11 protein-coding genes and 1 pseudogene are annotated in these 12,500 nt (G+C 33.1%); 6 read left to right on the plus strand and 6 right to left on the minus strand.

All coding sequences use genetic code 11. The features are described from left to right. Window positions 1-185 precede the first annotated feature (185 nt). On the minus strand, window positions 186-1,916 hold the full coding sequence (locus tag ACOOWA_RS03465; RefSeq protein WP_421373235.1) for an AraC family transcriptional regulator: 1,731 nt from the start codon (window positions 1,914-1,916) through the stop codon (window positions 186-188). A gap of 288 nt (window positions 1,917-2,204) precedes the next feature. On the opposite strand from ACOOWA_RS03465, the gene ACOOWA_RS03470 reads away from it, so the two are divergent. Both ACOOWA_RS03470 and ACOOWA_RS03475 read left to right on the plus strand, forming a co-directional pair. Beyond that, window positions 2,205-2,429 carry a hypothetical protein gene (locus ACOOWA_RS03470; RefSeq protein WP_421373236.1) on the plus strand — a complete coding sequence of 75 codons (225 nt, stop codon included), beginning with the start codon at window positions 2,205-2,207 and terminating at the stop codon, window positions 2,427-2,429. Between the two features lie 170 nt (window positions 2,430-2,599). After that, window positions 2,600-3,451: pseudogene (locus ACOOWA_RS03475) on the plus strand (GLPGLI family protein). Window positions 3,452-3,472: 21 nt separating this feature from the next. Here the strand turns inward: ACOOWA_RS03475 and ACOOWA_RS03480 are convergent. Beyond that, the gene (locus ACOOWA_RS03480; protein WP_421373237.1) at window positions 3,473-3,814 is read right to left on the minus strand and encodes a hypothetical protein; all 342 of its coding nucleotides are present in this window, start codon (window positions 3,812-3,814) and stop codon (window positions 3,473-3,475) included. Window positions 3,815-3,910: 96 nt separating this feature from the next. Between ACOOWA_RS03480 and ACOOWA_RS03485 the strand changes: the two genes are divergently transcribed. Together ACOOWA_RS03485 and ACOOWA_RS03490 are read left to right on the plus strand one after the other, a co-directional pair. Then, window positions 3,911-4,189, plus strand: a complete 279-nt coding sequence (locus ACOOWA_RS03485) for a DUF1294 domain-containing protein (protein WP_421373238.1) — start codon at window positions 3,911-3,913, stop codon at window positions 4,187-4,189. A 127-nt stretch (window positions 4,190-4,316) separates the two neighbouring features. Beyond that, window positions 4,317-4,865, plus strand: a complete 549-nt coding sequence (locus ACOOWA_RS03490; protein ID WP_421373239.1) for a type 1 glutamine amidotransferase domain-containing protein — start codon at window positions 4,317-4,319, stop codon at window positions 4,863-4,865. Window positions 4,866-4,956: 91 nt separating this feature from the next. Here ACOOWA_RS03490 and ACOOWA_RS03495 read toward each other — a convergent pair whose 3' ends face one another. The 4 genes from ACOOWA_RS03495 to ACOOWA_RS03510 form a co-directional block, all read right to left on the minus strand. Beyond that, window positions 4,957-7,218, minus strand: coding sequence for a glycoside hydrolase family 3 C-terminal domain-containing protein (locus ACOOWA_RS03495; protein WP_421373240.1), 2,262 nt, complete (start codon window positions 7,216-7,218; stop codon window positions 4,957-4,959). 624 nt (window positions 7,219-7,842) lie between these two features. Next, window positions 7,843-8,652 (minus strand): methionine ABC transporter substrate-binding lipoprotein MetQ, encoded by an 810-nt coding sequence (gene metQ, locus ACOOWA_RS03500; RefSeq protein ID WP_421373241.1) that lies wholly within the window; start codon window positions 8,650-8,652, stop codon window positions 7,843-7,845. Between the two features lie 149 nt (window positions 8,653-8,801). Then, window positions 8,802-9,458 carry a methionine ABC transporter permease MetI gene (gene metI / locus ACOOWA_RS03505; protein WP_421373242.1) on the minus strand — a complete coding sequence of 219 codons (657 nt, stop codon included), beginning with the start codon at window positions 9,456-9,458 and terminating at the stop codon, window positions 8,802-8,804. Further along, a complete protein-coding gene (locus ACOOWA_RS03510) occupies window positions 9,451-10,479 on the minus strand; it encodes a methionine ABC transporter ATP-binding protein (RefSeq protein WP_421373243.1) in 1,029 nt (342 codons plus the stop codon). Before ACOOWA_RS03510 ends, metI begins: the two co-directional genes overlap by 8 nt. 390 nt (window positions 10,480-10,869) lie before the next feature. Here ACOOWA_RS03510 and ACOOWA_RS03515 point away from each other — a divergent pair, with 390 nt between their 5' ends. Both ACOOWA_RS03515 and ACOOWA_RS03520 read left to right on the plus strand, forming a co-directional pair. Continuing rightward, entirely contained in the window at window positions 10,870-11,616 is a 747-nt protein-coding gene (locus tag ACOOWA_RS03515; protein WP_421373244.1) for a metallophosphoesterase, read from the plus strand. 84 nt (window positions 11,617-11,700) lie between these two features. Next, complete coding sequence (locus tag ACOOWA_RS03520) at window positions 11,701-12,258, plus strand: DUF2652 domain-containing protein (RefSeq protein WP_421373245.1); 558 nt, start codon at window positions 11,701-11,703, stop codon at window positions 12,256-12,258. Window positions 12,259-12,500 lie beyond the last annotated feature (242 nt).

Raw genomic sequence — 12,500 nt, forward strand, 5'->3', positions numbered from 1 at the left:
ACAATTACCGTTTTTCTTGATTTCTTAAATTTCCCAATTTATGGTAAAACAAATCGTTAACCTGAAATTCTTCTCAAAAAACCGATTTATGAAAGAAGAGTTTAAAAAGATAATGGAAAATGAGTATAGGGTTCAAAATTATCTGAACTAAGAAAAATTAGAGCATATGTGATGGTAAACTATACTTAGGAAGACGAAATAATCACATTTTGTGAAGCTGTTTCTTCAAGTTCTTTTTTTCTCTGTTTTATAAAATCTGTCGGGCGAATTCCATTGATTTCCTGAAACAAATCTGAAAAATTTTGTCGCGAACCAATTCCGCATTCGTCTGCCAAACCCTGAACTTTTAACAGTAGAAATTTAGGATTTTTATACATCTGCTTAGTAATATGATTAATGCGGAGACTGGAAAGATACCGGTTAAAATTCATTTCTTTTGTTTCATTGATAAACTGAGATAAATAAGAAGTATTTGTATTTAATTTTTCGGCAAGTAACGACAGGGTAAGGCCTTTTTCTGTGAATTCATTGTTGTTCTCAAATTTTTGCAGATTTTTTTGTAAATCTAAAAATACATTCTCATTCATTACAGATTTTCCGACTGTAGAGATGCTCTCATATGATAATGAAACAGGCTTAGTTTGTAGCAACAGCCTTTTTTCTAAATCATGGTATTTTAAATTTATAATTTTTCCTTTCTTATAATAATTTCTGGTTATTAATGTTAATATCATTAATGCACAGAGAAGAAATATGATGGCCGCGATTTTCCAGTTATTTTTACTTTCCAGCTTGATTTTAGCTTCCTCTAAAACTTTTTTATCGTAGTCTTTATGTATTTTTGATGATAAATACTTAAAATCTTTATTAAGAATACTGTCGGCTTTTAAAAGCTTCTTCGAATACTCAAGCTCTTTTGTGTAATCTTTTTTATTCTGATAATAATTTATCAGAAAATTGTAGTTTTCAAGAAGTTCAGGTACTATAAAATTTTTCTTCTGAAATATCGAATCTACCTTGGTAAAGTGATTAATGGCAGCATTTTCCTTTCCGGATTCCAGATAACTTTTTCCAATATAATAACTGGTAACAGAAGACCAGTAGAAATCATCGTTATTCTTCAAAATTGCGATAGCGCTGCTAAGATTTTCTACGGCCTTTTTATAATTTCTTGTATTGTATTCCAAAATTCCTTTAGATTTAAGAAAATAGGCTTTTTCGAGCACATAATCTTTAGATTGAGACGACAGATTCAGTCCGATAAGATTAATAGAATCTACGCTCTTATAGTCTTTACTTTGATGATAGTACAAAGAAAGTTGATGCAAACTGTTGAGATATCCTTTGGTTGAGTTATAGATTATGTTAGGATGATAGTTTCCTCTTGTTTTTGGTTCGAAATATTGTGCGCATTCCTTAAAATGTTCAGCAGCTTCCTCATAATATCCAAGATAGTTTTTCACGAGCCCCATTTGGTAAAGCACTTTATACTTAAGATATTCATCTTTGGTATTTTTAGAGTGTTGATAAGCTTTCAGATACAAATCTAAGGCACTCTGGTAATTTTTTCCGTAAAAATGATACAGACTTCCTTTATAGAGGTATGCAGATGATATTAAATCGTTGTTTGCAGACATTTTTGCCGATACAATTGCACTGTCGGAATATTTTAGTTTCGTTGTTTTATCGGGAGAGTAGTAAGAAAAATCTTCATAACCTTGTTTAAGCTCAAAGTAATTTTTTTCTTGCTTTGCTTTTTTTAGATACAGTGATACAAATCTTAACGCTTTTTTGTCGTTTTCATCAAACTTTTCATAGCTTTTTTTCAGTTCTTCATAAGTTTCCCGACTGTTTGATTTTCCATAATTAAATAAAAATAGGAGCAAAAAGACCAAAAAACACTTTCGTAATAACATTATGTTGGAGGTGATTTGTAATTATTCTACAAAACTAATAATTAGGACTTAAAAACGGTTCATAAATCGAGTTTTTAAATTAAAATATTATCATTTTTCAAATTATTGATTGTTAGTTGATTACATTATTCCATTCGTCCTTATTTATAGATTAGGACGTCATTTATCCTGGATTTAAGAGTAAGGACTTGTTTCTTTTTTTTCGCTGGTGCATGGATTATACCTTAGCAGCAGAATTCAAACAGACATCTGTCCCGGCCGGGATAAGCTTTTAAATTAAATAATTATATGAAAAAGTTTATCTCAATATTAATAGTAATAATGACCTCAATTTCTGCACTCAGTTGTAGGGAAGTTGAAGAATTATCAGTGATATCTGAAAAAAACAGCGAAGTACTCCAGATGAATAAGACTGAGCAAAAAACTCAAGAAAACACAAATGCCTATAATAGCTCGGCAAATAATTCATCACTGTCTGAGGGCGAACCTCAAAGAGACAAAATTAAATGGTAAGAAGATAGATATAAGGATCTCAAATGAGCTGTCCTAATTTATAAAAATAAATCCATTTAACTTATTTATCACTATTCAAATTTGTAATGCGCAGTGCAAGGTTGAAGAATTTTAAATATAATTGCACTTGTAGCCTCGCTACAAGTGCATTTTACTTTATTACAAATCATATGAATATTTCAAAAAAAAACTCAGTATTTCTAGCGTTCTTTTTATTTATAATTTCTTATTCGCAGTCAGATAAAAAAGATGCGCTTATTGCAGACTTTACGTATCTGCTGATAGGTAAAATATACAAATCAACTCCCGACTTTACCCACGAAGAATTTTTCAGATTGCAGGTGCTCAGTGATAAAGCATATTTTATAAGTGATAAAGCTTTAAAGTTTGACTCCATCTTTCAGAGTGAATTTCAGAGAGCTACTTTAGGTGCAGCCCAGAGTACAGATTTTAGAGGGAAGTCTTTTCCGAGAACGAAATTTCCTTATACGATAAAGCAGTCTAATCAAAACATTAAATACTTTGAAAGAGTAGGGATGACGGTACTTTCTTATCAAGAATCACCCATAGCTCACTGGAAGCTTATTGATGAAACAAAAGTTATTAATTCTTTTAAATGTAAAAAAGCCGAGATTACATATAAAGGTTGAAACTGGGTGGCATGATATTCTACCGAAGTCCCGTTATCATATGGTCCGTATAAATTCTCGGGATTGCCTGGGCTGATTATTAAAATATCAGATCAAAAAGGAGATTATGATTTTGAATTGATAAAATCTGTATCAACCAGTAATTTAAAAGATCAGGTACTTTCAGTGAGTAAACTTCGATACGACAATGCTAAACAAACTACTGCATCTGATTTGTTGAAAGCAAAAAAGAATTTCAGCAGTAACATGGTCGGAACCCTTGAAAGTATGGGGACAAGCATTGCACCTGAATACAAAGAAAATTTCAGAAATATGCAGAAGCAGAAACAGCAAAATATGCTGGATGAAAATTCGATAGAGCAGGATTTATAAGGAGTGTTCTTTTTTTTAAAATCAGCTCTGAATTCTGGTACAATATTCACTCCCCAAATACATAGGATCACCATATTTTTCCGACCAAAATCCATCTAATGTATTTTCGTTGACACATCGATAAACGGCAACCCCTTTGTAAAGATATTGATCTTCACCTTCATAATTAAAATTAATAACTAAAATCTGGTCTTTATAAAAACCTGTACCATTCTGAATATGCTCGCCAATCAGCCATTTTGCAATAATACGGTTGTTTTCGTCAAGAGATAATCTTAAAATGCCATGATAACTTATTTTTTCACCTGCCTCCTGATTATTTCCCTGAACAGAATAGCTGCCCACCAAATCCTTTACTGTCATTGATTATTTTAAGGAACAAATGTAAAAATTTTTATATTGTTGAAATGGGGAGATAGCGTATTTTTTGATGTTTATTTTTGTTTTAGATTTGCCATCATGTTTTATGTACTTTTAATCATTAATATCATCACTTTCGCCGTTTATTCTCTGGACAAATGGAAAGCTGCTTATCATAAAAGAAGAATTTCAGAATTTTCTTTATTGGTTTTTACATTTTTCGGAGGAACAATTGGTGCTGTTTTAGGAATGATGATTTTCAGACATAAGATTTCAAAGAAGAGCTTTTTGCGGAAGTTCGGATTAGTCATTTTTATACAGCTAATTATTATAGCTGGATGTTGGAGGCTCGGTGTTGGAAGTTTTAACCTTCAATAAAAAAATGCGTATAACCAAAACGTAACAACCATCAATCAATTTTTTTTAACATTTTTTAAATACCACATCCCAAACTCACGGCATTATATTTTCTTGGTCAATAGCATAATACCAAAAATAAAATATTATGTCTAAAAAAATTGCAATTTTAGCAACGCATGGATTTGAAGAAAGTGAGTTAAAATCTCCAAAACAACATTTGGAACAACAAGGCTGGACAGCGCATATTGTAAGTCCGAAATCGGGAACTATCAAAGCATGGGCAGAAAAAGACTGGGGACAGGAATATAATGTAGATAAAACTTTAGATGAGGTTTCCGCTTCAGATTATGATGCATTGGTTTTACCGGGAGGAGTTATCAATCCGGATCAGTTAAGAACAAATGAATCGGCTTTATCTTTTGTAAAGGATTTTTTCAATCAGCATAAACCGGTAGCGGCAATTTGTCACGGTCCTCAAATATTAATTAGCGCAGGTGCTGTAAATGGCAGAAAAATGACTTCTGTAGATTCTATAAGTATTGATTTGAAAAATGCAGGAGCTGCATGGGAAGACAGCGAAGTTGTTACAGATAACGGATTGGTAACCAGCCGTACTCCGGAAGATCTTCCTGCTTTTAATGCTAAAATGGTTGAAGAGATTAATGAAGGGAAGCATGAGGATCAGAATCTTTAATACGATGATCCGTTAGTCTTCGAAGTAAAACGAAAAAATGAAATTCCCCGAAACTTATTAAGTTTCGGGGAGTTTCTTTATTATGAATAAATTATTGTAGTTTAAACTTTACCTTAGTTTTTATAGCATCAGATGAATTTCCAATCTGTGCTTCAAAATCTCCAGGTTCTGCAACCCAATCGTGCTTTTGAGCATCAAAAAAGCTTAAAGCAGATTTGTCGATGGTGAAAGTCACTTCTTTCTCTTCACCTGGATTTAAATATACTTTTTCAAAACCTTTCAGTTCTTTTGAAGGACGTTCAACAGAAGATTTTACATCGGTAATATACAATTGAGCTACTTCAGCACCTGCTTTTTTACCTGTATTTTTTACAGAAACAGTAAATGTAATTGTATCGTCCTGAGTCATTGTTGATTTATCAGCTTTTGCTTTTCCAAACTCAAAAGTGGTGTAGCTTAAACCATGACCGAAGCTGAACAAAGGTTTGATTTTTTTCGTGTCGTGCCAACGGTATCCTACGAAAATTCCTTCGTTGTATTTTATGTTGATAGGATTTTTCTGATCTTTTCCTTTTCCTGCAGCCAACTCTTCTTTGTTTCCGGGATATTCTCCCATCGCATGCGCTGAATTATCCTCTAGCTTTACCGGGAATGTAAAAGGGAGTTTCCCGGAAGGATTTGCATCACCAGATAGAATTGAAGCCATAGAATTTCCTGCTTCAGAACCTAGATACCAACCTTGAACGATTGATGGAACTTCTTTAATCCACGGCATTGCAACAGCATTTCCACTTATCAAAACTACAGTGAAGTTTTTATTTGCTTTTGCTAAAGCTGAGATTACATTATCCTGATTGTAGGGAAGTCCATAGCTTTTTCTGTCATTTCCTTCGCTGTCCTGAAAGTCAGATTTGTTTAATCCACCTACGAAAATTACATAGTCAGATTTTTTGGCTAATTCAACAGCTTCATTTAATAATTCTTCAGGCGAACGGCTGTCCTTCAGGTCTTGTCCAGATTTTACACCGTTGTACTCACCACCAACATCTCCCACATAACCTCTCGCATATTGTACATCTGAGTTTTTACCAAATTTTGCTTTAATTCCGTCTAAAGGTAAAGTTTCATATTTTACTTTTAATGAAGATGAACCACCACCAACAGTCATTACTTTAATGGCATTTTCACCGATTACGGCAATATTTTTAGCTTTATTGATGTCAATAGGAAGTATATTTCCTTGGTTTTTCAACAAAAGAATTCCTTCTTCTCCAATTTCTTTTGCCACTGCTTTATGATCGTCTGAAGCGATGTTTCCGAAAGGTTTTTTGGTATTCATCGTTGTTTTATATGCCAAACGTAAAAGTCGGGTTACTTTATCATCAAGCTCTTTGGTACCTACTTTTCCTGATTTAATTAAATCTAAATAAGGTTTTGCTAAATAATAATTATCATAAGCATTTCTGGTTCCGGCAGAAAGACCGTTCGTCCAGCTTCCGAATTCTACATCCAGTCCGTTGTGAATTGCCTGTTCGGTATTATTTACAGCTCCCCAATCAGAAACCACCACGCCTTTGTATTTCCATTCTCCTTTAAGAATATCATTTAAAAGATATTTGTTCTGGCTTGCATACTGATTTTTGTACATATCATAAGCGCCCATAATCGTCCAAGAATCTCCTTCTGTAACCGCTGCTTTGAAAGGAGGAAGATAAATTTCGTATAATGTTCTGTCGTCAACGATCACATTGCTTGTATGACGAAACATTTCCTGATTGTTCAAAGCGAAATGCTTAACAGAAGTTGCAACTCCATTAGACTGAACTCCCTGAATATAAGGTACAACTATTTTTGAAGTCAGGTATGGATCTTCTCCCATGTACTCGAAATTTCTTCCGTTGAGAGGCGTTCTGTAAATATTCACTCCGGGTCCTAAAAGAATGTCTTTCTTTCTGTATCTTGCTTCTTCACCTAAAGCTTTGCCATAGTTCCAGGACATTTTTTTGTTCCAAGTTGCGGATAGAGCAGTTAGCGCAGGATAGGCGATAATGGAGTCGTTTGTCCATCCGGCCTGATCCCATTCGTCCCACATTACTTCAGGTCGAACTCCGTGTGGACCGTCGGTTGTCCAGAATTCAGGAATTCCCAATCTCGGAACTCCTGGAGAACTGAATTTTGACTGTGCATGAAGCATTGCTACTTTTTCTTCCAGTGTCATTCTGGAAAGTGCATCCTGAATTCGTTGTTCTACTGGTTTTGATTCATCCAGGTAAACAGGAATTTTTGTATTTTGAGCCATAGCAGAGGCAGATATAAGCGTAAATAAACTTAACAGTATAGTTCTCTTCAACATAAAAAACTCTTTATTAATTGCTTACAAAAATAGATAAAATATTTATTATCTCAAATTGAGAAAATAAATATTTTATGAAATGGTTATTTTTAACCACCGTAATGAGAATAATTAATGATTTGTACCTTAAAAGATTTAACCGATTAGACAATATGTCAATTCAGCACGGAGAATTTTAAAGTTAATAATCTATTTTATAAAAAAACACCGATTCGGAAGCAAAGGTTTGTCCGAAACGATGTTTGCAAATAATAATAATATAAACTGTTGTGCATTTATGGGAAAATATTAAACGAGCTGAAAATCAAAAACTTGTATTTATTTGATAAGCGAAGCGCCCTTGTTCTACTTTATTTCAGCATAGTTTTTGAGTTTTTTTTGTTTAACTTTGCGTTTATTTTATCGCAAAGGAAAACAAAGAATTTAAATCAAAAAAAGCTTTTTAAAGATAAACAAAGGCGTTTCACTTACTGAAGTAAAACAAATTTATAAATGCACAACAGGTTAATAGAATCTCTTACAAGTTCAGAGTTTAAAGTTTATAGCTTAGCCTATAAAAATCTAAGCTTTCAGGGAAAGGAAATTGTTAATAACAATCAACTAACAACGATCAGCCAATAACTATTATTCCCAGCCTTTTACAGCTCCACCTTTAAAAATCTCTCGGGCTTTATCTTCCACTTCTTTAGACTGATATGCTTTCAGGAAATTTTTTACCTTATCTTCATTTTTATTGTCTTCTCTTGAAACTACGACATTCACATAAGGTGAGTCTTTATCTTCTTTAAATATTCCGTTTTTATCAGCGTCCAATCCGGCTTGAGCAGCGAAATTATTATTGATAATCGCAATCACCACTTCTTTATCATCCAAAACTCTTGGAAGCTGTGGTGCTTCAATTTCAAGAATTTTCAATTGTTTCGGATTTTCAGCAATGTCGGTTACTTTTGGTAATAATCCGATTCCATCTTTTAATTTTAATAATCCATTTTTCTGCAAAAGTAGGAGAGAACGACCGCCATTTGTCGGATCATTCGGAATTACAATGGTACTTCCGTTTTGTAGTTCACTGATATTTTTTATCTTTTTGGAATATGCCACAATCGGATAGACAAATGTATTTCCGATAACAGCTAATTTATAACCACGCTGTTTCGACTGTTCGTTCAGATAAGGAACATGCTGAAAAGCATTTGCATCAATATCGCCGTTATTCAGTGCCTCATTGGGAATTACATAATCGTTGAAAGAAATCAGTTCCACATCAAGATTATACTTTTCTTTAGCTACTTTTTTAGCAGTTTCGGCAATCTGTTGCTCAGGTCCGGATGTAATTCCGACTTTTATGAAATTCGGGTCATCTTTTTTTGGAGAATTACAAGCTCCGAATAAAAGTAAACCTACTGTTAATTCTAAAATTTTTATTTTTTTCATTGTTAATTATTTTTATTTTTTTGTTTGAAGCTGGATGATGGAAGCTGGATATTTGTTTAGTTATATTAAGGAATAGATTTTCATAATTTATATGTTTTCATTTCTTAAAAACGCTAAAACTCTCAGACTCTCAAACAGACCTACTCAAATCATCGATGATTAAACCTTTTCGCTAATCTGTCTCCTGAAAACTGTATGATAAAAACCAAAGCCACCAATAAACCCAAAACCAGATTCATAATTAAGGCATCATAACCGATGTACCCGTATTGATAACCGATTTGTCCCAATCCGCCTGCTCCGACAGCTCCGCCCATTGCAGAATATCCAACAAGCGTAATCAGAGTAATCGTTGCATTATTAATTAAAGATGGCAAAGCTTCCGGAAGCAGAACTTTTCTGATGATTTGAAACGGACTTGCTCCTAAAGCTCTAGCCGTTTCAATTAATCCGCCCGGAATTTCGAGTAAACTGTTTTCAACCAATCTTGCAATAAACGGAGCGGCACCGATGCTTAAAGGAACAAGTGCTGCATTCATACCAATGGAAGTTCCAACTAAAGATCTTGTGAAAGGAATCATCCACACAATTAAAATAATAAATGGAATTGATCTGAAAATATTAACCATTACCGATAAAATTCGATTGTAAATAACGTTTTCTAAAAGCTGCCCTTTTCTGGTTAAAAATAGAAGAATTCCAACGGGAAGTCCGATAACAAAACCGAAAAACCCTGAGACAAAAGTCATGTAAACTGTTTCCCAAATTCCTTTCGACAAAAGCGAAATTACAGTATCACTAAGCATATCCTTTTACCGTATTTTGAATGTTGTTCTGATTAAAATAATAGATGGCTTTCTGATTTTCCTCTGTCTCGCCCTGCAATTGCAAAAGCAGTTTTCCGAAGTTTGAATCACCGAGATATTCAACATCGGCTTTTAAAAGTTTGTATGGAATTTTATACTGATCGTATATTATTGAAAGCAGTTTTTCAACGCTTATATCTTGATTAAGTTGGATTTCTACCAATGGGAAAAGCCCGTTTTGTGGTTCTTTCTGCAGTTTTTTATTGATTTCCTGTGGTATTGTCATAGCACCTGAGTTTAAAAATTGTTTCACGATGGGATTATCTTTGGCGGAAATAACTTCACTTAAAGTCCCTTTTGTTACTAATTGTCCTTTATCGATTACTGCGATGTGGTTACAGACTGTTTTGATGACTTCCATTTCGTGTGTAATCAGCAAAATAGTAATTCCCAATCTTTGATTAATGTCTCTTAATAATTCTAAAATCGACTGTGTTGTGGCCGGATCGAGCGCACTTGTCGCTTCATCACAAAGCAGGAGATAAGGATTATTAGCAAGTGCTCTTGCGATGGCAACCCTTTGTTTTTGTCCACCCGAAAGACTTTTCGGATACTCATTAGCTTTATCTTCAAGTCCTACAATTTTCAGAAGTTCGTTTACTTTTTCTCTGATCTTATCTTTTGAAATATGATCCAATTCCAATGGAAGCGCAATATTTTCAAAAACTGTTCTTGACGAAAGGAGATTGAAATGCTGAAAAATCATTCCGATTTTCTTTCTTTCGGCTGCCAACTGTTTGGAATTTAGTTTCGTGAAATCTATACCATTAATAATAATCTGCCCTTCATCTGGTTTCTCCAGAAGATTAACGGTTCTTATCAAAGTACTTTTTCCTGCTCCCGAAAAGCCGATAATTCCCACGATGTCGCCTTTTTCAATGTTTAAATTAATTTTATCTAAAGCTTTAAAAGACTGTTTTTTCTGATGAAAAGTTTTTGATATGTTTTTTATTTCTATCATTTTTTCCAAATCGTTTTTTAAATAAAAAAGGCTTTACAACGAACGTGGTAAAGCCTTTAAAAATATGTCATAATAAAAGTAAGGTCATCCACTAAAATTCACATATAAAGGCATACAGCAATGCACCATCATATTATTGATGTTGATCATCCTCATTGAATTATATCTGAATTTTGTCTTCATTTCCATTTCCTAACTTGAATACGGTTGCAAATATAGAACATATATTTTTATTAGTCTACTAAAAAAGTAGACTTTATTTGTGTTTTAAAATTTACTTAAATACAACTTATTTAAAATCAGCTAGTTATATGTTTAATTTAGCTTACTGATTTAAATCATGTTTGCTTTAGAACTTGTTTTTCTGTAGAATAATATTATTTTAGAGCTATGAAAATTCAGATCATCAGTGATTTACATCAGGAATTTGGCTTTAGTGATTTTTCTTTTGATCAAGCCGATGTTGTAATATTGGCAGGGGATATTAATTTAGGGACAAAAGGAATTGAGTGGATTAAAACTAAAATTCCAAACAAACCTGTCATTTATGTCTTAGGAAATCATGAATATTACAAAGGTTCTTATCCAAAAACTTTAAATAAAATTCTCGAAGCCGCAGAAAATTCCAATGTTTCTGTTTTAGAAAATTCTTTTGTTGATATTGAAGATATAAGATTTCACGGCGCAACTTTCTGGACGGATTTTTCAATATTTGGAAGTCCGATGGCTTATGGAAGTCTTTGTCAGACTCAGATGAACGATTATAAATTAATCCGGAGAGATCCATCTTACTCGAAGATGCGAACTATTGATACATTTAAGATTCATCAAATTTCAAGACATTGGTTGAAAGAAAGTCTGGAAAGCTCAAAAGGAATGAAAAATATTGTGGTTACGCATCATGCCCCAAGTTTGCAATCTGTTCCCGGACATTTTAAAACCGATCCTGTAACTTCAGCGTATGCTTCCAATCTTGAAGATTTTATTATAGAACATCAACCTCTTTACTGGATTCACGGTCATATTCACACGCCTTCAAGATATAAAATCGGAGAAACAGAAATTATTTGCAATCCTCATGGTTATATCACTGAAAAGTATAATGGTTACAATAAGAAACTCATTATTGAAATTTAATTATATGATAAAAAATCCTTAAATATTTAAAGTAAAAAAAATCCTTCTCCGTCTAGAAAAATAGAGGTTTTAAACCTAAAAATTATGGAGAATACAAACTTAGAAAACGGAATTATTTTGATTCCCGATTTCAGTGGATTTACTGAATTTGTGTTCAATACAAAACTTTATACCGGCGAATATATTGTAAGACAACTACTTTCTATTTTAATTGATGTAAACAATCAGTATTTTGATATTTCTGAAATTGAGGGCGATGCTATTTTATTTTATCGTTACGACAGCAAACCTTCATTTAAAAAGATTTCAAAAATGATTCAAGATATGAGAAAGGCTTTTAATATGAAGATTGAGGAATTGAGTGAAATGTTGAATACCACCATCGAGTTATCATTAAAGTTCATTGTTCATTACGGAAAATTTTCGCAATACAACATCGGAAATTTCAGAAAACTCTACGGAAAACCCATCGTAGAAGCTCATCAAATGTTGAAAAACGGTTTTGCCGAACAGCCTTCTTACGCTTTTTACAGCCATTCTTTTTTGAAAAATTCTAAAGCTCACGAAGCTGATTCCAGTGAAAAAATGATGCAATTGTCGGAAGTAGGCGGAATCCAATATTTTGGAAATTCATTGGTTTAACAGACTTGTTTTTTTTGTCTGTTTGTCATTCTGCAAGAATCTCAACCAAGACATTTAAAAAAAAAGTTTAGATTCCTCCGGATGACAAACTGGACGTTGAAGTAGATATATAAACTTTACTAATCTGTTGTTTTCTTTTGCAAGTTCTTTACCAGCATAAAAATCTTTTGTTTCTTTTGCGGCTAAAAAATATTTTTGGTGATAACTAAATTGGGAATTGCAAAAAAAAATCCCGACTTTTG

The sequence above is a fragment of the Chryseobacterium sp. GP-SGM7 genome, assembly GCF_049166575.1.
Taxonomy (GTDB): domain Bacteria; phylum Bacteroidota; class Bacteroidia; order Flavobacteriales; family Weeksellaceae; genus Chryseobacterium.